21 protein-coding genes and 2 tRNA genes are annotated in these 21,035 nt (G+C 42.2%); 6 read left to right on the plus strand and 17 right to left on the minus strand.

Going from position 1 to position 21,035, the window contains the following annotated elements:
• Positions 1 to 83: 83 nt before the first annotated feature.
• On the plus strand, positions 84 to 1,031 hold the full coding sequence (locus tag BUB08_RS11040) for a hypothetical protein (RefSeq protein ID WP_073001764.1): 948 nt from the start codon (positions 84 to 86) through the stop codon (positions 1,029 to 1,031).
• Between the two features lie 117 nt (positions 1,032 to 1,148).
• Positions 1,149 to 2,315, plus strand: a complete 1,167-nt coding sequence (locus BUB08_RS11045; protein ID WP_217651604.1) for a dipeptidase — start codon at positions 1,149 to 1,151, stop codon at positions 2,313 to 2,315.
• A gap of 30 nt (positions 2,316 to 2,345) precedes the next feature.
• On the opposite strand, the gene BUB08_RS11050 is transcribed toward BUB08_RS11045, so the two are convergent.
• The 4 genes from BUB08_RS11050 to BUB08_RS11065 all read right to left on the minus strand — a co-directional run bounded on the left by BUB08_RS11050 (position 2,346) and on the right by BUB08_RS11065 (position 5,249).
• A tRNA-Val gene (locus BUB08_RS11050) sits at positions 2,346 to 2,420 on the minus strand.
• Between the two features lie 68 nt (positions 2,421 to 2,488).
• Positions 2,489 to 3,781, minus strand: a complete 1,293-nt coding sequence (locus BUB08_RS11055) for an NCS2 family permease (RefSeq protein WP_073001768.1) — start codon at positions 3,779 to 3,781, stop codon at positions 2,489 to 2,491.
• 11 nt (positions 3,782 to 3,792) lie between these two features.
• Entirely contained in the window at positions 3,793 to 4,479 is a 687-nt protein-coding gene (locus tag BUB08_RS11060; RefSeq protein ID WP_073001769.1) for a DUF5020 family protein, read from the minus strand.
• Between the two features lie 110 nt (positions 4,480 to 4,589).
• Positions 4,590 to 5,249 (minus strand): DUF2461 domain-containing protein, encoded by a 660-nt coding sequence (locus BUB08_RS11065; RefSeq protein ID WP_073001770.1) that lies wholly within the window; start codon positions 5,247 to 5,249, stop codon positions 4,590 to 4,592.
• Positions 5,250 to 5,294: 45 nt separating this feature from the next.
• Between BUB08_RS11065 and BUB08_RS11070 the strand changes: the two genes are divergently transcribed.
• On the plus strand, positions 5,295 to 5,963 hold the full coding sequence (locus BUB08_RS11070) for a 2-C-methyl-D-erythritol 4-phosphate cytidylyltransferase (RefSeq protein WP_073001771.1): 669 nt from the start codon (positions 5,295 to 5,297) through the stop codon (positions 5,961 to 5,963).
• 16 nt (positions 5,964 to 5,979) lie between these two features.
• On the opposite strand, the gene BUB08_RS11075 is transcribed toward BUB08_RS11070, so the two are convergent.
• Entirely contained in the window at positions 5,980 to 7,068 is a 1,089-nt protein-coding gene (locus tag BUB08_RS11075) for a mannose-1-phosphate guanylyltransferase (RefSeq protein ID WP_073001773.1), read from the minus strand.
• A gap of 192 nt (positions 7,069 to 7,260) precedes the next feature.
• Between BUB08_RS11075 and BUB08_RS11080 the strand changes: the two genes are divergently transcribed.
• Both BUB08_RS11080 and BUB08_RS11085 read left to right on the plus strand, forming a co-directional pair.
• Positions 7,261 to 8,001, plus strand: a complete 741-nt coding sequence (locus BUB08_RS11080; RefSeq protein WP_073001775.1) for an MlaE family ABC transporter permease — start codon at positions 7,261 to 7,263, stop codon at positions 7,999 to 8,001.
• Positions 7,998 to 8,756 carry an ABC transporter ATP-binding protein gene (locus BUB08_RS11085; RefSeq protein WP_073001776.1) on the plus strand — a complete coding sequence of 253 codons (759 nt, stop codon included), beginning with the start codon at positions 7,998 to 8,000 and terminating at the stop codon, positions 8,754 to 8,756. The genes BUB08_RS11080 and BUB08_RS11085 overlap by 4 nt, the downstream gene beginning before the upstream one ends.
• Before the next feature lie 51 nt (positions 8,757 to 8,807).
• Here BUB08_RS11085 and BUB08_RS11090 read toward each other — a convergent pair whose 3' ends face one another.
• From BUB08_RS11090 to tatC, 12 genes are all read right to left on the minus strand, one after another.
• A complete protein-coding gene (locus BUB08_RS11090) occupies positions 8,808 to 9,893 on the minus strand; it encodes a hypothetical protein (RefSeq protein WP_073001778.1) in 1,086 nt (361 codons plus the stop codon).
• On the minus strand, positions 9,893 to 10,132 hold the full coding sequence (locus BUB08_RS11095; protein ID WP_073001780.1) for an acyl carrier protein: 240 nt from the start codon (positions 10,130 to 10,132) through the stop codon (positions 9,893 to 9,895). The genes BUB08_RS11090 and BUB08_RS11095 overlap by 1 nt, the downstream gene beginning before the upstream one ends.
• A 5-nt stretch (positions 10,133 to 10,137) precedes the next feature.
• Entirely contained in the window at positions 10,138 to 10,881 is a 744-nt protein-coding gene (locus BUB08_RS11100; RefSeq protein WP_073001782.1) for a GNAT family N-acetyltransferase, read from the minus strand.
• The gene (locus BUB08_RS11105) at positions 10,878 to 12,368 is read right to left on the minus strand and encodes an AMP-binding protein (protein WP_073001784.1); all 1,491 of its coding nucleotides are present in this window, start codon (positions 12,366 to 12,368) and stop codon (positions 10,878 to 10,880) included. Before BUB08_RS11105 ends, BUB08_RS11100 begins: the two co-directional genes overlap by 4 nt.
• 15 nt (positions 12,369 to 12,383) lie before the next feature.
• Complete coding sequence (locus BUB08_RS11110) at positions 12,384 to 13,358, minus strand: polysaccharide deacetylase family protein (protein WP_073001786.1); 975 nt, start codon at positions 13,356 to 13,358, stop codon at positions 12,384 to 12,386.
• Positions 13,358 to 14,281: a hypothetical protein gene (locus BUB08_RS11115; RefSeq protein WP_073001788.1), complete on the minus strand. Its 924-nt coding sequence runs from the start codon at positions 14,279 to 14,281 to the stop codon at positions 13,358 to 13,360. Before BUB08_RS11115 ends, BUB08_RS11110 begins: the two co-directional genes overlap by 1 nt.
• The gene (locus BUB08_RS11120) at positions 14,274 to 15,596 is read right to left on the minus strand and encodes a polysaccharide deacetylase family protein (RefSeq protein WP_073001790.1); all 1,323 of its coding nucleotides are present in this window, start codon (positions 15,594 to 15,596) and stop codon (positions 14,274 to 14,276) included. The genes BUB08_RS11115 and BUB08_RS11120 overlap by 8 nt, the downstream gene beginning before the upstream one ends.
• A 20-nt stretch (positions 15,597 to 15,616) precedes the next feature.
• Complete coding sequence (gene radC, locus BUB08_RS11125; RefSeq protein ID WP_073001792.1) at positions 15,617 to 16,315, minus strand: RadC family protein; 699 nt, start codon at positions 16,313 to 16,315, stop codon at positions 15,617 to 15,619.
• A 121-nt stretch (positions 16,316 to 16,436) separates the two neighbouring features.
• The gene (rpsT, locus tag BUB08_RS11130) at positions 16,437 to 16,688 is read right to left on the minus strand and encodes a 30S ribosomal protein S20 (protein ID WP_073001794.1); all 252 of its coding nucleotides are present in this window, start codon (positions 16,686 to 16,688) and stop codon (positions 16,437 to 16,439) included.
• A 31-nt stretch (positions 16,689 to 16,719) separates the two neighbouring features.
• Positions 16,720 to 16,791, minus strand: a tRNA-Glu gene (locus tag BUB08_RS11135).
• Between the two features lie 164 nt (positions 16,792 to 16,955).
• Positions 16,956 to 17,678 (minus strand): LPS export ABC transporter ATP-binding protein, encoded by a 723-nt coding sequence (gene lptB / locus BUB08_RS11140; RefSeq protein WP_073001796.1) that lies wholly within the window; start codon positions 17,676 to 17,678, stop codon positions 16,956 to 16,958.
• A gap of 30 nt (positions 17,679 to 17,708) precedes the next feature.
• On the minus strand, positions 17,709 to 18,590 hold the full coding sequence (gene tatC / locus BUB08_RS11145) for a twin-arginine translocase subunit TatC (RefSeq protein WP_083570720.1): 882 nt from the start codon (positions 18,588 to 18,590) through the stop codon (positions 17,709 to 17,711).
• Positions 18,591 to 18,776: 186 nt separating this feature from the next.
• On the opposite strand from tatC, the gene recQ reads away from it, so the two are divergent.
• Positions 18,777 to 20,960 carry a DNA helicase RecQ gene (recQ, locus tag BUB08_RS11150; RefSeq protein WP_073001798.1) on the plus strand — a complete coding sequence of 728 codons (2,184 nt, stop codon included), beginning with the start codon at positions 18,777 to 18,779 and terminating at the stop codon, positions 20,958 to 20,960.
• The last annotated feature ends 75 nt before the right edge of the window (positions 20,961 to 21,035 follow it).

The raw sequence follows: 21,035 nt of genomic DNA on the forward strand, positions 1-21,035 counted from the left end.
TTTTTTATTCAAAAATAGAAAACTCTAAAGCAAAAAAATTGTTCCGATAAAAACGAATAAAAACAAATAGCTCTGCCGATGCAATGCGTTTAAAGCGAATTTATTCCATACGAATTTTATTACTGGCCGTCAGCGCACTGGCTGTTTACGGCCGAGCGCCGGGGCAGTCGCGAAGCCCAAAAGACTGGATTGACTTTGGGAGCAGTCATGTAAACAAATGGATGCAGGTGGCTCCGGGCACTTTAGGCCCAAATGCGCTTCCGGTTCCCGAAATGGATTATGCGCGGGTGGCGGGCTCGTCGGGCGTAGAGGCCGGCATTCACTCACATTTTATGATAGGCGACACAGCCGTAAACACATGGCTAAGCATCAACTGGGTTGTTGTGCCCGAAAAAGTGGAAGTAAGAATCTGGGGTTTTCCCTCTGAAACGTGTAGAATGACAAACGACATCAGAGACCAGCGGCAAATTTATTACGATGATGACGGCTGGACTACCCACCAGGGTGACTTGTGGATAAGCACAAGAATTCAGTTACTGAAAAATCACCGTTCTCTGCCCGACATCACACTAAACTACTCCTTTAAAAATACCACGGGGTTGATGAGGCACGGACGCTATTCCGACGCGGGAACCACCTATTTTTATGTAGCGATCGGAAAAAGTTTTTATCCGGCTTCGGGCTTTTTACATGAGATTAGAGTTGCCGGACTGGGAGGATTTTACATGTGGCAAACCAACAAGGTGGAAATGGCGCAGGACGAGGGGCCGCTGGTTGAAGCAGGGGTACAGTTTCGGCGAAACAACCTTACTTTATCCAACGAAATTGGCGGATATTTCGGGTACGATGTTTATGAATTCATTGGGGTAACCGGGAGTAACGATCCTTTGGTGTACCGGTTAAATTTTCTTTTTGGAGGAAAATCCGTTGACTACAAAGCGGAGTTCGTTACCGGGTTGCAAGACTATCATTACAAAACGTTCAAAGCAGCAATTATTTACCGGTTCGGCAAAAAAGAGCTCGATCCCTAATCTTTTTCATCCACAGAAGGATACTACAAAAAATACTTTTTTTATTATTGCAGATTCATACATTTATCTGCAACCATGAAACCAATTCCAGCCGTTTTTTTTGCCCTCCTTTTAACAATGTGTTCGCCGAAACAAAACACCGAGGAGATTGTAAAAAAGATTCATTCGAAAGCATTAACGGTTGACACCCATGTTGACACACCCATGGCATTACTAAATAATAATTTTGATGTAGGGAAAAGGAATGAGCTCCCTGTAAGCCGCGTGGATTTTGTGCGCATGAAAGCGGGCGGTCTGGATGCCATATTTTTTGCGGCTTTTACCGGGCAACGCGAATGTACCCCGGAATACACCGAACAAGCTTACCAAAAAGCACATCAAATGATTGACTCCACCCGGGCTGTTTGCAACAGGTACCGGAATATTGCAGAATTGGCCACATCATCGGCTGATGCAAAAAGGCTGGAGAAGGAAGGGAAACGGGCAATCTACATTGGCATGGAAAACGGGTTTCCCATTGGAACCGACCTTCCCCGCGTAGAAGAATTTTACCATTGCGGGGTGCGTTATATAACGCTTTGCCACTCGAAGAACAACGAAATCTGCGACTCGTCAACCGATAACGGCGGCCCCAAACACAACGGACTGAGTAAATTCGGAGAAAAGGTGGTTGAAGAAATGAACCGGCTGGGAATAATGATTGACGTTTCGCATATTTCGGACAAAACTTTTTACGATGTAATTGCAAAAAGCAACGCACCGGTTATTGCATCCCACTCTAGTGTACGTGCCATTGCCCGCCATCCGAGAAACATGACTGACGAAATGATTAAAACACTGGCTGCAAATGGCGGTGTTATCCAGATTTGCCTGCTTAGCGATTATGTAAAAGACCCGGACACCACTGCGGTCAGTTATCAAAAAATGCAGGAATTGAGGAGATCTTACAATACTGATTTTGAATCGATGACCAACGAAGAAAAAGACGAGTACCGAAAAAGAAGACGCGAAATCAGAACGAAATACCCCAGAAAACTTCCGACGGTAGCAGATTTGGTTGATCACATCGACTATGTAAAGCAACTGGTTGGAATCGACTATGTTGGCATAGGCAGCGACTTTGACGGCGGTGGTGGATTGTCCGACTGCGAAGATGTGAGCCAGTTTCCGAACATTACCCGCGAAATGCTGAAACGCGGCTACACCGAAAAAGAGATTAAAAAAGTGTGGGGAGGCAATTTTTTCAGAGTATTCAGCGAAGTGGAATCTCTGGCGGGGAAATAAAAAAGCCGGTAAAACCGGCTCACTTTTTTGTGGGTTGTACTGGATTCGAACCAGTGACCCCTACCCTGTCAAGGTAATGCTCTAAACCAACTGAGCTAACAACCCGCTTATTTCTGAATGCAAAAATAAAAAACAAGTTCGGATGCAAAACCCCGAACTTGTTTTTTTATCGTTTAAATGAAAAATTTCAAAATAAACAATGCCGCCAATACAATCATTACCACTGAAACGTCTTTCACTTTTCCGGTCAGAAGTTTCAATAAAACATACGAAAGCATCCCGAAAACAATACCTTCTGCAATGCTGTAAGTTAACGGCATAACCAGAATGGTAATAAACGCAGGAATTGCTTCTGTAAAATCTTCGAAATCAATTTTCAGAATCGGAGACATCATAAAAAAGCCTACCAGTACCAAAGCGGCAGTTGTTGCGGCCGGTGGCACCATGGTAAACAACGGGGCAAAAAACAACGCTACAAGAAACAACCCTGCGGTTGTAAGCGATGTAAGCCCGGTTTTTCCGCCTTCGGCAACTCCCGATGCACTTTCTACATAAGTGGTAACAGTACTTGTTCCCAGAATGGCGCCAACAGTTGTACCAATTGAGTCGGCAAACAGCGCCTGTTTTACTCTCGGAACCCGGCCCTCTTTATCCAACATTCCGGCCTTTGCTGAAACACCAACCAACGTTCCAACTGTATCGAACATATCTACAAAAAGAAATGTAAACAACACAATTAGCATGTCGAGGGTGAAAATTTCAGAAAATTCGAATTTGAAAAAGATGGGAGAAAGAGAAGGTGGTGCTGTTACCAGGTTACCTTCGGGCATATGTGTAACTCCTACCGGCAAACCGGCAATTGTTGCAGCAAAAATTCCAATAAGAAGCGCGCCTTTTACTTTAAGAGCCAGCAACACTGCTGTTAGAACAATTCCGCCCAAAGCAATTAAAACCGCCGGAGAACCCATGTTTCCCAGGCCAACAAGCGTAGCGTCGTTGTTAACAACCACACCTGCATTTTGCAGCCCGATAAATGCAATAAATAAACCGATACCTGCAGAAACAGCATGTTTTACAGAGAGCGGAATAGCATTTACTATAAGTTCCCGGATATTAAAAGCCGTCAGGAGGAGAAAGATAATACCTTCAAGAAATACCGCAGTAAGGGCAAATTGCCAGGAATGCCCCATTCCCAGAACTACAGTAAAAGCAAAAAAAGCATTTAAGCCCATTCCCGGGGCAAGCGCAAAAGGCAATTTTGCTACCAGTGCCATAACCAGGGTAGCCACCAGGGCAGACAACGCAGTTGCTGTAAACAGCGCGTTTTTATCCATTCCGGTAGCGCTCAGAATATCAGGGTTAACAGCAAGAATATAGGCCATCGTCATAAACGTGGTTATCCCTGCCAAGACTTCAGTTTTTACCGAAGTTTTGTTTTCTTTAAGCTTAAAAATCTTTTCAACCATAATCCTTATTTTTAGAAGGTGTATTTAACACCAAGAGTTGGCATTACCTTGAATTCGTTGGCTACAAAATTGTTGCTCAATTCAACTTCGCCACCTAACGCTAAGTTTTTGGTAGCGTTGAACCACAACTGCGGTTCAGACAAAAAACGGTAATGTGATCCCCAGAACATATCTTCTTTCCAGAAGTCGGCAAAACCGGTAAAGGTGAGTTTACCTTCCAGCATTTGTATGGTCCATACTGCAGTCAACTGGAACGAAGCATCTTCCTTATCTTGAATGTACTTGTAATTTGCCTGCAAGGTTAAAATTTTTGAAAAGTCGGCAGAAGCAAATGTTCTTTCAACACCACCCAACCAACAATTTTCAATCGGAATAAAACCGGATTCTACTCCATCCAGCTTCATTACACCGCCGTTAAATTCTACGCGGGGTTGAAATTTCTGGGTTTCGTTCCATTTGAAACTCCGGGCAATTTCCCAGTATGCCAACGAAACTCCGTTATCCACGTTACGTGTATCAGAACTGTAGTCCATGTCGATAAAGAAGAAAGTACTTCCCCAACTGTCGGGCCTGAACATCTCAACAGTGGAAGTAAAAAATCCTCTTCCATCACCCATGTCGTAGTGTAACTGTACATTCTGGGCTTTTACAGAAAATAGCATCGCAATAAAAAACAAGGATAGTAAAACTCTTTTCATGTTTTGGTTTTTTTTAAAAATTTTCAGGGCGTAAAAATAGAAAACTTATTTCAAAGAATTGCCCCCTCAACGGTCTATTCAAAAGTAAAAGTTTCAGAGTTCCAGCACTTCTATTTAATATCCCTCAATGAATCGTATAAATAAGCGTTTACCCGATGCAACTGTTTATATGCATTTACCGCCTCATCAATAAAACTGCCGCTTACAATTTTCGAATCCGAAACAGGTGCTGAAAAAGCGAATGATTTATAACGAAGTAAATGAATGTACGCATGATCTTTAGGAAATCCTTTGGGTGCAGTTTTCAACTTATCATCCAGCATTTCAGGGAAAACCGACTTGAACTCAGGAGCATTCAATAACTCTGTTAACTCTTCTGGAAAACGCGCAATATATTTACGAATAGCTTTTAACGGCTCGGCAGCAGGCATATAAATTCCACCGCCAACAAAGCTTTTCCCGGGCTCAATATGAAAATAGTATCCCGGATTCTGACTCTTTCGTCCCCCTTTTGCAATGAAACTTCCGAAGTTGGTTTTATACGGCCGTTTGTCATTCGAAAACCTCACATCCCGAAAAATACGAAACATGCAATCTTTAGGATTCAATACCGGAACTTCAGGATCAAACTTTCTGATTTCATTGCCCAGTATTTCAGTAATAAAAAGCACTTTCTCGCGGCTTTTTGCATAACGATCCCGGTTCTTTTCAAACCATTCGCGGGTATTGTTTTCAGCCAGCTCACCCAGAAATTGCAACACTTTTTCCATGCGTTATTTGAATTTACGTTACTTTTGAGCAAAGTAATCAAATTTATGAAAAAGTTTGCGCTTATAGTAGCAGGAGGAAGCGGTTCGCGCATGGGCTCGGCAACTCCCAAACAGTTTATAGAAATAGAAGGAAGGCCACTGTTAATGCATACTTTCGATGCTTTTTCAAAGGCAGATCCGGCCTTTAAGTTTATTCTGGTTTTACCTGAAAAAGAAACAGACACCTGGCATTCGCTGTGCACAAAATATGCATTCAGCACCAAGCATTTAGTAGTAACCGGAGGAGAAACCAGGTTTCATTCTGTAAAAAACGGGCTGGCAAAAATAAACGACGAAGGCATTGTTTTTATACACGACGGAGTCCGGCCGTTGGTGTCGGCACAAACCATCGAAAATTGTTACAAAACTGCGTTAGACAAAGGAAATGCTCTTCCGGTAATTGCACCTTCAGAATCTATCAGGGAGGTATTTAACGGACAGAATCGTGCAGTGGATCGTTCGCGGTATTTTCTGGTGCAAACGCCACAAACATTCCGGGTTTCGCTAATTAAAAAGGCATACGAACAGGAGTACGCCAGCGCTTTTACCGACGATGCATCGGTGCTCGAAAAAGCAGGGACAAAAATCAACCTGGTGGAAGGTAACCGCGAAAATATAAAAATAACATGGCCTGCCGATATAAAAATGGCAGGCACACTATTTCAAAAAAGATAAAAACCGATTGACGAGCCTACACCAAAGAATCACCTTTTTTTATCCTCACATCTGTAACAAACTGCTTAATTTGCTGCTCGTCTTCTTTGCGGCAAATCATCAGAGTATCGTTAGATTCGGCAATGATGTATCCATCCAATCCTTGCAGAACCGCCACTTTCTCTTTACTCAGATTTACAATACAGTTATTCAGATCGTAGGTTAAAACATTTTCTCCCAAAATAACATTTCCATTCGCATCTTTCTCTTTGTAGTCGTACAGAGAGCCCCATGTTCCAAGGTCGTTCCAGCCAAAATCGGCAGTAAGCACGTAAACATTTTGTGCTTTTTCCATAACGCCGTAGTCAATAGAAATGCCCTGGCATTCGGAATATGTTTTATTGATGAAATGCACTTCATCATCGGTATCGTACAACTTTAGCCCCTTGGCAAACAAAGAAGAAACATCGTTCAAATGCTTATCAAATGCCGAAAGGATAGATTGCAGCGACCAAAGGAAAATACCTGAATTCCAGAAAAACTCCCCGCTGTCCACAAAAATTTTGGCCATTTCGAGGTTGGGCTTTTCAGTAAAAGTTTTTACCTGGTATAAATTATCGAGCTGTTTAAAACCAACTTTTTCTTTCACCTGAATGTATCCGTAACCGGTTTCGGGTCTGCTGGGTTTTATTCCCAAAGTAAGCAGCACGTCGTTTTGTTCAACAAAATCGAGACCGTGTTTTATCTGCCGCAAAAACTCTTCTTCTTTAATAATCAAGTGGTCAGAAGGGGCAACAATAATATTTGCCTGCGGATTCTGTATTTTAATTTTGTAGGAAGCATAAGCAACGCAGGGTGCAGTATTTCTGCGCAAAGGCTCCAGCAATATTTGTGTATCCTGCAACTCCGGCAATTGTTCTTTTACCAGGTCTTTATACCTCACGCTGGTAACAACCAGTATATTTTCAACCGGAATAAAAGATGCAAACCGGTCGAATGTCTGCTGAATGAGAGTACGTCCGGTTCCTAAAATATCGAGAAATTGTTTGGGGCGTGCCTGCCGGCTTAACGGCCAAAACCGACTGCCAACTCCCCCCGCCATTATAACACAATAATTGTTTTTCATAGGGTTCCAATTTTACGTGCAAAAATAAGACTTTTTAAATGAATCGATTGATCCTGCACGATATTAAAAATCAGGCGACCAATGCCAATAAATCAAGTAAAGTTTTGTTTCAGCTATTAATGTTGTAATTTTATCCAATTCTTTTAACGGGATAAAACACCAAAAAGTGTTCTGAAAGAAAACAAATATAAAATGAAATTCTTTTTTCATGTAGGCAGATATTTTAAGTTGCTGGGCAGGGTATTTGGCCGGCCCGAAAAACACAAAATGTATTTAAGGCAGCTTTTTCATGAAATTGACAGCCTTGGGGTAAATTCGGTGTGGATTGTAATTATTATCTCTGTTTTTATTGGCGGGATTATGACCATCCAGTTTGCGTACAGCATGTCCAACCCAATTTATCCGAATACGCTAGTCGGGCTGGGAACACGTGACACGCTTATTCTGGAATTCTCATCAACCATGCTGGCCCTGATTATGGCCGGGAAAATAGGTTCCAATATTACCTCGGAGATAGGAACAATGCGGGTTACCGAGCAAATAGACTCGCTGGAAATAATGGGTGTAAATTCAGCCAGCTACCTTATTCTTCCCAAAATTGTGGCAGTGGTTTTTATCTTTCCGTTTCTGTTTATCATCAGTGTATTTTTCGGATTACTGGGCGGGTTGGTAACAGGCCCCATTGCCGGCGTTATTTCCATTCCCGATTATATCGACGGAATACAGTGGCTTTTTTATCCGTACTATGTAACCTTCTCCCTCATCAAATCAGTGGTTTTCGGATTTATCGTCGCATCTGTTCCGGCATACTATGGATACTACGTTCACGGGGGAGCGCTCGAAGTTGGTTCGGCAAGCACCAAAGCAGTGGTAAATACTAACATTCTGATTTTGCTGTTCGACCTGATTTTAACACGACTTTTATTGACATGATTGAGGTTAAAAACATATACAAATCTTTTGACGGAGTTCCCATCCTGAAAAATATTTCCACAGTATTTGAACAGGGAAAAACAAACCTTATAATCGGGAAAAGTGGCTCAGGGAAAACGGTGCTGCTAAAATCGATACTGGGGTTGTACGAAATTGATAAAGGGGAAATCTGGTACAACAAAAGGAACCTGGTTGCCACCCCCGAAAAGGAACGAAAAAAAATGCGGAGAGAAATAGGCATGGTTTTCCAGGGAGGCGCGCTTTTCGACAGCCTTTCGGTACAGGCAAACGTAAGGTTTCCGCTGGATATGTTTACAAAAATGTCAGCAAAAGAAAAACAAAACCGTGTGGAATTCTGCCTCGAACATGTGAATATTGAACCAACAAAATTTCATCTTCACCCAAGCGAAATAAGCGGCGGAATGCAAAAACGGGTAGCCATTGCCCGCGCTATTTCCCTGAATCCGAAATACCTTTTTTGCGACGAACCCAACTCTGGACTAGACCCTGAAACATCAACCGTTATTGATAAATTGATCCAGAGCCTGACCAAAGAGTTTCAGATGACTACAATTATCAACACCCACGATATGAATTCGGTTATTGAAATTGGTGAGTCTGTACTTTTTATTGCGGAAGGTGAAGTGGGCTGGCAGGGAACAAACAAAGAAATTCTGCAAACTCAAAACGAAAAGCTGAATGATTTTATTTTTGCCAACAAGCTTTATGCACAGATGCGCAGAGAGAAAAGCTGACCTTTTTACAGCGTGTTTTTAATATTGAACGACATCTCATTTAATCATACATCAGGTAAAAGCCACGTCGCCGTCGCCATCCTGAAACGCATATTCTTTTTCAGAAAAAATCGGTTTTAACTCGTTTGAATATCCGGCAAACCGAATAATCTCTTTACGAAGCAACCACTTTCTCCCGCTGTTCCTAAACGCTTTCTCCAACTCCGTATTAAAAACAACAAGACTGTTTGCTTTCATCTGAAAAAGATGTTTCCAAAGCAGATGCGCCACATCAGCCAAAACGCCCTCAGTACAGTAAATAAAAGGAATGGAAGCATGCTTGTCGCGAACCGAAAGCAACAACAATGCAACCAACTCATTGTCTCTTTTTACCTCCAGAAACTCTTGTCTGAAATGCGCCACATGATATGTAAACGGGTATTCAATTTCATCTTCCGGTGCGTTGCAGGCAACCCACGGATATTGAACCACCCAGTTCAGCTTTTCAGTATTCTGCCTCAGAAAACTGTTGCCGGGGTGCTTCTCAATAAACAATAAATGTTGTTCATCCAGCCTTTCAACGGCATTCAATGAATACGCTTTTAAATGGGATTTTTTAAAAAAGAACGAAAAACGCAAATCTACCGCAATATTAAAAATACTGTCGGCCGCAGAAAAAAAGCCTGAGAGAACCCGGTTTTTCCCTTTCCTGCGCAGCAAATTGCCCAAATAAAAACGCAGGAAAAACCGACTGCCCTTCACCTCCGGATCCATTGTAAACAAACCGGTTCTTTCTAAAATTGATTTGGTATGTGCGGTACTGTCGGTTAAAAACATCCTTCTTTCACAAAACTGAAAAGCCTTTAGAAAAACAGGCAGCCCAAACTTGCGACCCAGTTGTGGGTGAACCCACCAGCCCGAATTGGAAAAAACAGGTGCATCAACTCCTTTTGCACGGTGAGGAAGAATTCCGGCAAATGCAAGAAGCGTATTCTTTTCTGCGGCAAAAACCAACGCAACATCCTCATCCCGGGCATCCGGATTTTTAGCCTGCGAAATTGCCCGCAGCGGGCTTATTGGCTTCGGTTGCAGCCCGGCATACTCATCACTCCGAATAAAAGCGGGCAACTCACCTACTGTAATTTCCCTGACTTTCATTATTTGCCGTTTGCAAAAATGTAATTCACAATACCTGCAACATCTCTGATTTCAATAATTTCAAAAAGGTCGAACTTCATGTCAAACGCTTTTTCCAGTTCCTGAATTAAAATCACATGATTAAGCGAATCCCATTTTCCGATGTCATCAGCAGACGTTTGTTCGGTTAACCCATCAACTTCTCCAAAAACGTTTCGGAATGTGTCCAACGTTTTTTCTACAATTTCTTCTCGTGTCATTATTTTTACTGTTTCCAAAAAATCACTACTTTTTCCCGGGCAGAAAACCCGAGTCTCGAATATAAAGGTACTGCCTTTTGAACTGCCTGCAGCACCAGCATCTCCGATTTCTGCCGGCACAAATTTAATACATACCCGATTAAATCTGAAGCCAACCCTTTTCCCCGGCATTGCTGTTTTGTAACAATAAAATAGAGCCCGGTTGTTTTTTCTTCGGTAAAAGCCAGAAGCCCGCTAACCAGTTCGTTTTCCACAAACAGCCCGTAAATATTAACCGCTTCAGTTTTATTGAGTTCATTCAAAAGCGAACCTGCAATTTTCACAGACTGCATCAACTCTGTGTTTACCAAATTTGTAAATACTGCAATCTCGGCAGGAACTTTTATTTTTCGTATTTGAATATTTTCACGAAAAATTTTTGTGGGTTGAATGGAGGGCACCGCGTCCATCAATGTCCAGGTTCTGATGGGGAAAACCCCTTTTTCGCGCAGGTACTGCAACTCGTCGCTACCAAAAAGAGCGGCACTGCACACTGCAAACCCGGGAAGATTCTGCGCTTTGGTTTCAGACAACACCTGATCAAGAAAATACGCCGGATTTTCCGAAAAATCAAGTCCGAAAACCATTTGCGGCCATCTGTTTTCTTCTCCGCACACCACACTAAATCCGTTTTCGTCCAGAAGTAAAACAGAAGGACTGATTCCAGTGGCACGGTAAAAGCCAAACAGGTTAACTAAACTTTTATTCATTGTTTTGAATTTAAGTAAAAATCTGCAGCCAGTTTCTTCTTGTCTGTTTTTCCGGAACGATTAACCGGAAACACGGGTATGCCAACTATTTTTTCGGGGATTTTGAACTTTGGAAAGAACAAAGCCATTTTCTCCATAATCTCTTTTTCGTCACCCTTAAAATTCTCAACAAACACTACCAGTTGTTTCATTCCGGGCGACTTTTCAGCAGCAATTGCAGCCACATTTCCACCTACAGGAACGACTTTTCTCACCCCATTTTCAATTTCAACCAAATCAACACGGTAACCATTTATTTTCACCTGGTCGTTCAGCCTGCCCATAAAATAAAGGTCGCCGTCCGCATCAATCGTTACTTTGTCGCCGGTAGGATAAAACCGTTGCTGCTCACCGTCTGTCTCCAGAATTTTAAACGGCTGTTCTTCTGCAAACCAATACCCTTCCATCATCTGCGCTCCGCCAATATAAAGCTCCCCAACGCCATCTTCCCCGTCAATCTTTTGAATATGTATCCGCACATTTTTAAACGGCTTCCCAATGCTCACCACATTGTTCTTTTCTTTTAATACCCGACCAGGCAGACATTTAAAAATGGTTGAAGTAATGGTAGTTTCCGTCGGCCCGTATCCGTTCGATATTTCGGCATTGGGAACGTGAGAACGCCATTCGTTAATCAAATCGGCAGGCAATGCTTCTCCCCCAAAATGAAAATGCTTCAAGCCGGGGAGGTGAAGCGACGAAAAAAACGGCCGCAAACATGCCAGAAGCGTTGGCGTTGCCTTCACCCAGGTAATTGGTTTTGCCGAAAGAATTTTAGCCACCGCAAACGGTTTAAAATTACTGTGCGGCACAGAGTAAACCGTCGCGCCCAAAAGGAAAGGCACAAGGTAGCCGGTAAAAGATGCATCGGCAGTTAATTCATAAGTCTGCAAAAACTTATCCGACGCGCTCAACTCCGGAAACTTTTCAACGAATCCGTCAATAAAAGCAGAAAGGTTTTTCAATGTAATGGGTACACTTTTAGGCACTCCGGTACTGCCGGAAGTATTCAGCACATAAACAGTATGGCTCTCCTGCCACTGAAAAAGCGGAGCTGTTTCTTTGACGGAAACTTCTCTATTGCAAATAATTTTTGCGTTGTCAAAAGAGAACGAATCAGCGTTTTCAGAAGCGTAAAAAAGGTATTTAATCTGATGTTTTTTAACCAGCTCTTCGTTTAGCATTTTCGGCGCATCAGCATCCAACGGAACGAAAATACCGCCGGAAAACCAAATGGCAAAAACAGCAGCGTAAGTTTCCACACGCTCATTGCACAGAACACCAACGGGAGTTTGCGGCTCGTATCCGGGCTGAGACTCCAGAGCTTTCCGGCTTCCTTGAACCAATAATAAAAATTCGCGATAGGTGTATATTTCATCGTTCAGGCTAAAAGCTTCGTTGTTCCCGAACCGGTTAAATGCTTCAAAATATTTCTGAATGAGATTCATCGTTTTCTCCCCGTTTTAATGTTTCATTGTTGCCTTTCCCACCAGTTTTCGCAACTCATAATAAACAAATTCGCCTTTCAGATTTCGAACAAAACTGCCGGGTAACTCCACCGGATACCGCTGAAAGTGAGAACTGAACGGATCGTTTTTTACACCGGCTGTTCCGAAAGTGACATCACAAATATGTTCATCTTTAACAACCCTCAGCACCGAAGCCGGCACACCGTCGTCGGTAAACGGAAACGAAAATGCTTTTATTGGGGGACTTACCAATTCTTCAACCCGGGCCATGCTTTCTTTAATTTCCTTGATTTGCTCTTCTTCCGAGATTTTCCAAAACTCAGGATGACTGTGACTGTGGGCGCCTATTGTAAATCCATCCATGTTCAAACTTCGAATTTGAGAAGAAGAAAGATATGGCTTTTGTCGGTGTAAAAAGTCTTCAAAATCGATGCCCAGCATAGTTGCGGCTTCGTTTAAAATTCCAACACGGGAAACGTCAACCTTGAGAATTTCCTCCACCGCGAGCCCGTTTTTTTTCAGAAAGGCCAGTGTTTCAGGATGCGTTTTTTTCATCAGCCGGTTCAAAATAATACTTGCCTTGTATTTGTGAAAAAGCGCGTGATTGTCCACAAAAGCCGTGTTCACAAAAAACGTAGCAGGAATTCCCTTCTTCAGAAGTATCGGAGCAATTACATCGTAACTTTCCCTCAGACCATCGTCAAAAGTAAGATGAAAAATCTTTTTTCCGGAACTCTTTTCCGAAATCAGTTCTTCCAGCGAAACCGGCACAAAGTATTTCAAAAAGAAATCGAGTTCCTCTTCAAACCGGGCGATATTTCGGTACGGGTAATTTAAAATGTGTGGCAGTTTATTGTCGCTTACCACATGGTAAAAAGGCAAAAAGCAAGGCGTGTTTCGTTTAAACAGCCACTGTTCAGAACAAGCTGAACTTAATATTTTGCTTACGTTGCGGGCCAATTTTCTCATCAGATGTGTTTTTTAAGCCACTTTACGGGAAGCGGCAGCCGGTTGAAATTCATCCGGTAATAGGTTTCGGGGGTAGCGCCAAACCCTTCAAAAAAACGGGCAACTCCCGGAAGCATGGAGCCCTCAAAATCGAGTGTCAGGTTTTTCCCCGAACAGGATTTCAAAAAACGGTCGACCAGCAAAAACATAGCCCGCATCTCCTTGCCTTCGTCACTTGAGATGGCATTCATATAAATTAACCGGTTTTTCCACCGGAGAAAAAACACGGCGGCACACAATACATTTCCTTGAGAATAAACCCCTTTTATTTCACCGAATCCGTGGTACTGACTATGGGCAATAATGCTTTTCAGTTTCTGATAAGTATTTTTCGGGAGGTTAGCTGCCAGGTTTTGTTGTTTTAGCGCCATAAATTCTTCCAGGCTCACTCCTCCCGCGTAGTTCAGGCGATTGTTGTTGGCTTTGGCAATGTTACGATGAGTATTTTTTGAATATGCCGCAGAAAGAATTTCATAATCGGTGTCCAACAAAAGCAGAAAATTTTTTCGGGGCGAAAACTGAAGTTCTTCCAGTTGTTTGGGCGGGAGGTTGAATGCATTACACTGAATATCGGAATACCTGAATCTTTTATATATTTCAGCGTAAAACTCCAACGCAATATTGGCAGGCGCCGGAGGGAAAATTCCCAACTGCTGGCAATAAATAGGTTGATACAAATAATCCACCCCAAATTTTCTTTTGAAAGGCAGTGGCATCACAAATTCATAATCGCCACACACCAAGGCATTCCAAACTACCGCCGTTCGATCGAGGTACCAGGAAGCTGCATAAACTCGACTGTTGTCAGCTTCGTTTATGCAGCGGTTCCACCTTTTATAATCTATTTCGTTATGCTTTAAATATCGTAGTTCTTCTTTAGACATCAGCTAATTCAAATCCTAATTTGTTCATCTTTTCAAAAACCTCGCGGTACCCTTTCCAGTTTCCGTCGTCGTTAACTGTTTCGTTGTGCCAAATTGCAGAAAAAGTACCGCCAACCTTTTTAATTTCATTCATCAGGGACTCAATTTCGGCAGTTGCTTCTTCCGGTTTCAGGTTCATATAATTTCGCAAAGTTACATCCATAACCTGAAAAGGAACTATTTTCAACGAGGTTGCTGCCTCTCTTTTTAAATCGTAAAAATAGAACGGAGTACAAATTCCGGCCCTGAATCCTGTGCGCGATGGATACCCCATGGTGTAATCTTCCTGAATACCGGCATTTATCAAACGCCGATAGGTACGCGGAAACTTTAAACGAAGAAAATGTTGCCGGCTTTTTTCAACTTCAGAACCGGTAATTTTTTTCATCCGCGCAATCTCTTTCAACAGTTGTTTTCTTCCTCTTTTTTTGCTCGAAGAAAAAGAAGGATGGACCCCTACTGAATATTTCCGGGCCGTTTCCTGAATAAGTTTCTGCAGTAACTTGTTCTTCCAGAAAATATTTTTGTCGAAACGTGTAAAATCGCCCAGTAGAAAAAAGAACTGTACTCTTTTTTCTTTTCCGGCATAAACTTCATCCAGATATTTGTAAGTATCAAACGGATCTTTTTCCTTCCCTCGCAACACCCTGATTCGCCGTGCAGCGTCTGAAAATTTTCCTTTAGACACTCCTTTGAGCAGCGCTCCGACAGTGCGCCCCAGTCCCTTATTCGAAAACGCCCAGGCATTGTCCACATCAATGGTCGGAAGAAAATGAAATTTTGGTTCGGGAATAACAAGTTCGGGAAACCTTTCTTTCAGCTTTTCGCCCAACAGCCTGGCCCAGATATTTACCACCGGCTTTTTCAACAATCCGTATTTTTGAAGAATGCTGGCTTCTGCCGGAAAACGGTTGTGCCTGCCTTTCTTAAAATCGAGGTACTCTTCGTACCGGCTAACCAGATAAAACGATGCGGCCAGCGGATCGAAAGGCAAATCAGAATCGTTTGAGGTTTCAAAAAAATATTTTTCGCCATTGTACCTCACCGGCTGAATATTGGGCTGAATAAGCGCCTTGCAATGAATAAACCGATGTGGTTTAATGTAAAACTCCTCGCCAAATTTCTCATACGAGTAATTCAGCTTTGGCAGGTCGGATTTTAAAAACTCGGATGACTTACCGGTGAACGAAACTTCGTTCTGCAGAATAGTAGTGAAAATTAATTTTGAAATGAATTCAATACGGGGATTCAATTCGTCGGTATAAATTAATATCATAGCGGTAAAGGTATTGGTTTTTATAGCATCATTCCCTCGTCAGCAAAGCTAAGATAGTTGTTTTGTCCAATAATAATATGGTCGAGAACAGAAATGTCCATCAGTTCGGCTGCCTGTTTAATTTTCCGGGTGATTTTCAGATCGGCCTCCGAAGCTTTCATCGTTCCCGACGGGTGATTGTGTGAGAGGATAAGCGATACTGCCATTTTCTCCAGCGCATTTTTCAGGATAATCCGCACATCAATGACTGTTCCCGAAATTCCGCCGCGGCTAATCATAAAATGATCGATAATTTTGTTTCCCCGATCAAGCAAAAGCACCCAAAACTCTTCGTGATTGAGGTCGCCCAGCAACGGCATAAAAAAATCGGCAGCATCTTTACTCCCGGTAATTTTCTTCTTCACAAAAACCTCGGCATCTTTCCTGCGGTTGCCCAGTTCGAGCGCAGCCACAATTGAAACGGCCTTTGCTTCGCCAATTCCGTTAAACGTTTTAAGATAACCGATTCCATTTCTACCCAGGTCATTCAGGTTATTATTTACAGAGGATAAAATACGCCGTCCCAGCTCAACAGCTGTTTCGTTTAGGGTTCCCGAGCCAATAAGGATAGCAATCAGTTCTGCATCGGACAACGAGCGCGCTCCAAGAGAAAGAAGCTTCTCCCGGGGACGATCTTCTGCTGCCCATTCCTTAATTTTCAACTTTTTGTAATCGCTCATTTTCTCGGAGTTTCTTAAAAATAAGCATTTTTCAAAAATTGAGAAATAGGCAGCAATATTTTAGACACAAAAAAAGCCTCTCCGAAACCGAAGAGGCTATGTATATCGTTAAAAATGTATACTACAAGTTATTCACCTGAACCGCCAATTTTGACTTCAAGTTAGCAGCTTTGTTTTTATGAATGATATTTCTCTTTGCCAATTTATCAATCATAGAAGCTACCTTCGGGTAATCCTTTGCGGCTTCTTCCTTTTCGGTTTCATTCCGCAGTGCTTTTATTGCGTTACGAGTTGTTTTGGCGTAGTACCTGTTATTAACTCGTTTCTTTTCGTTTTGCCTTACTCTTTTTAAAGCTGACTTGTGATTTGCCATTTCTTTCTGTTAAAATCTTTAAAAATTTAAGTAGCCCGTAGGGGATTCGAACCCCTGCTACCAGGATGAAAACCTGGCGTCCTAACCCCTAGACGAACGGGCCTTACTTAATGTTTCCCTTGAAATTGGGATTGCAAAAATACGTCATTTTTATTATCCACCAAATTTTCTTCAGCTTTTTTTGCCGAAGAGATAATTTTTCTGGTTGATGTTAATTTTTTGTTTCCAAAACCACTTTTTGCGCTCCTTTTCATAACTGCCTAATTACTAACGCAGCTCAAAATTCTGCCCCAAATAGACTCTTCTAACATCCTCATCATTAGCTAAATCCTGAGCAGAACCGGCTTTCAGAATAGAGCCCTCAAATAATAAATAAGAGCGATCTGTTATTGAAAGAGTTTCGTGCACGTTATGGTCGGTAATAAGCACCCCAATGTTTTTTTGCTTCAATTTCATCACAATTTGCTGAATATCTTCCACCGCAATCGGGTCTACTCCGGCAAAAGGTTCATCCAAAAGAATAAATTTCGGGTCGATAGCCAGAGCGCGGGCAATCTCGGTCCGCCGACGCTCTCCTCCTGAAAGCTGCACACCTTTACTTTTCCGGATATGTTGCAGCCCAAATTCGGTTAGCAACGTTTCTACCTTCTCCCGCTGGTATTCCTTGCTGTATTTGGTCATTTCCAATACAGCCTTAAGGTTATCTTCAATACTCAGCTTTCTGAAAACCGAAGCTTCCTGAGCCAGGTATCCGATTCCTTTTTGGGCACGTTTATAAACGGGAAGCCTTGTTACATCCTCATTATCTATAAAAATCTTTCCGGACAACGGACGAATCAGTCCCACAATCATATAAAAAGAGGTGGTTTTACCGGCACCATTTGGCCCCAGCAACCCAACTATCTCGCCCTGTTTTACATCGAAGCTAACACCTTTTACAACTGTTCTCTTCCTGTATTTCTTTACAATATTTTCTGCTCGAAGAATCATGACAACAAATAACGTAATTTATTGGAAATCTTAAATTTCATCCATCTCTTTTTCACGATTTTTAACTACACGCTTCGAAATCAAAATCCCTATCTCATAAAGAAAAACCAATGGAAAACAGACCATTACCTGACTAAAAATATCAGGAGGCGTAATAATTGCCGAAAGCAAAAGCATAACTACATACGCGTGCCTCCGGTAGGTTTTCATAAACTGGGGAGTTAAAATACCGACCTTGCTCAAAAAGTAGGAGAATATCGGAATAAGAAAAACAACCCCGGAAGCAAACGAAATGGAAGTAAGCGTACTTATATATGAACGCGTGTTAATTTGATTGACCACTTCATCGCTTATATTATACGACCCCAAAAAGTGAATGGAAAGAGGCACAATTAAAAAGTACCCGAACAGCACGCCCAAAAGAAACAGAACAGACGTAAAAAACACTGCCCCGCTGGCGTACTTCTTTTCTTTATCGTAAAGCGCCGGCTTTATAAACTTCCAGAACTCATAAAAAACAACCGGCGATGCAATTATTAACCCGGCAATTATTGATACCATTATATGCATCATAAACTGATCGGCCATTTTTATGGCGATTAAGTTCAAATGGCGCTGGTTAATTTTCAAGGCATCGGTGCCTAACAGCTCTCCCAGCTTTTCAAACATCCGGTTGGTCCAGAATTCAGGATTTTTAGGAGCAAGAATTACGTTGTCGAAAATAAACCCCTTCATTATAAAAGCAACCACTGCAAATACCATTATAGCCAATGCAGATCGTATAATATGCCACCGCAGTTCTTCCAGGTGTTCCAAAAACGACATTTCTGCATACTCGCCTTTTATGTCTTTTTTCCTTCTGCCTCTCTTTTTCTTTCCGCTTTGCACTTCTTTGTTTGTATCTTCGCTCATCAATCCTGATTTTAAAAAAACTCCACAAATATAAATACTTCCTGCTATTCATCTGTTTTCCGTCTATCAATATTTAAATGATTGCTATTAAATCACAAAAAAAGCAAAAATGTATTGCCATTTTTCTTACTTTTAATAATTTAGGAATCCCATAAAAAAAAGAAGGAAGTTAGGGAGAAGAGTTTTATGAATAAAAGTGTTTCATTAACCGAGCACCTGCAGCATTTTTTTGGATTCGACCGATTTAAAGGTCAGCAGGAAGAAGCGGTCAAAAGTGTTATGGACGGCAAAAATACTTTTGTATTGATGCCTACAGGTGGTGGAAAATCGTTGATTTACCAATTGCCGGCTCTTTTACTTGAGGGAACTGCAATAGTTATTTCCCCTCTTATTGCTTTAATGAAGAACCAGGTGGATTCCATCAGAGGGATGCAAGCTGAAGACAATGTGGCACATTTTCTCAATTCGTCTTTATCGAAAGCCGCCATCAGCGAAGTAAAAAACGATGTATTGGAAGGCCGCACAAAGTTGCTGTACGTTGCCCCCGAGTCTCTCACAAAAGAAGAGAACATTGAATTTCTGAAAAACGTAAAAATATCGTTTTACGCGATAGATGAGGCACATTGTATTTCTGAATGGGGGCACGATTTCCGCCCGGAATACAGACGCATCAAACCCATCGTAGAAGAAATAGGCAAAGCTCCGGTAGTTGCGCTAACTGCAACAGCTACGGCAAAGGTTCAGCACGACATTCAGAAGAACCTGGGAATTCTCGACGCTCAGGTATTTAAAGCTTCGTTTAACCGGCCAAACCTCTACTACGAAGTGAGGCCAAAAGTAAAACCTGAAGCCCAGATTATTAAGTTCATCAAACAAAACGAAGGGAAGTCTGGCATTATATATTGCCTCAGCCGAAAAAAAGTTGAAGAGATTGCCGAAACCCTTCAAGTGAATGGAATAAAAGCACTCCCATACCATGCCGGGATGGACGCTGCAACCCGTTCGGGAAATCAGGATAAATTTCTGATGGAAGAAGTGGACGTAATTGTTGCAACCATTGCTTTCGGAATGGGGATAGACAAGCCCGACGTTCGCTTTGTTATTCATTACGATATTCCCAAGAGCCTGGAAGGATACTACCAGGAAACAGGGCGTGCCGGGCGCGACGGAGGAGAAGGACAATGCATTACTTTTTACAGCTATAAAGACATACAAAAGCTGGAGAAATTTATGCACGGCAAGCCGGTTGCCGAACAAGAAATTGGAAAACAGCTTTTGCTGGACACGGTGTCCTACGCCGAATCGGCCATTTGCCGCAGAATTATTCTGCTGCATTATTTTGGCGAAACCTTCCCGGGGAACTGCGGAAATTGCGACAATTGCCTCAATCCGAAAGAACAAGGCGAAGCAAAAGACGAAGTTGTAAGAGCATTAAAAGCCATTTTAGAGGTAAACGAAAAATACAAAGGCGAACACATTTCCAACATTCTTATCGGAAATAAAACCGCAGCAGTAAAATCGTTTAAACATTATAAACTAAAAGCATTCGGCTCCGGTAAAGATCACGACGAACGCTACTGGAATGCCGTATTCAGGCAATCGATGATAAAAGGCCTGATAAATAAAGACATCGAGAATTACGGAACGCTAAAAGTTACACCACAAGGGCACGAGTTTTTGGAAAACCCGACCAGTTTTATGCTGGTAAAAAACCACGACTACGAGGAAGAAGAAGAATCTGCGGCAGCATCCGGAGCACCTTCGGGAGCCACGGGTGGAGACCCGGCATTATTTGGCATGCTGAAAGATTTACGTAAGAAAGTTGCCAAGCGGAAAAATCTGCCCCCGTTCGTTATTTTTCAGGACCCGTCACTTGCCGACATGTCAATCCAGTACCCGGTGTCCATTGACGAGCTCCAGAAAATACAAGGAGTTGGCCAAGGGAAAGCACGCCGGTACGGAAAAGAATTTGTTGAGCTCATAAAAAAATACGTTGAAGAAAACGAGATAGAACGCCCCGATGATTTTGTTGTCAGAACCGTTGCCAACAAGTCAAAAATGAAAGTTTTCATCATTCAAAGCATCGACCGGAAGATTCCTTTTGAAGACATTGCCGATTCCAAAGGGGTAACCTTAAAAGAGGTTATTTCTGAAGTAGAAGCAATTGTGCACTCCGGAACCAAACTGAATATTGACTATTACGTAAACGACGTGCTTGACGACGAGCACCAGGAAGAAGTATTTGATTATTTCAGAGAAGCAGAGGATGATTCAGTTGAGAAAGCGCTAGACGATCTCGGGGAAGATGAATACTCGGAAGAAGACATCAGGCTGATGCGTATAAAATTTCTCTCCGACATGGGCAACTAAACGCAATTTTCAATTTCGCCGGCAATTTCCCATAATCTGAAAAATATTAACTTTGCACCTCTTTTTTAAACAATT

Origin of the sequence: Mariniphaga anaerophila, assembly GCF_900129025.1 — a bacterium.
Lineage (GTDB): Bacteria > Bacteroidota > Bacteroidia > Bacteroidales > Prolixibacteraceae > Mariniphaga > Mariniphaga anaerophila.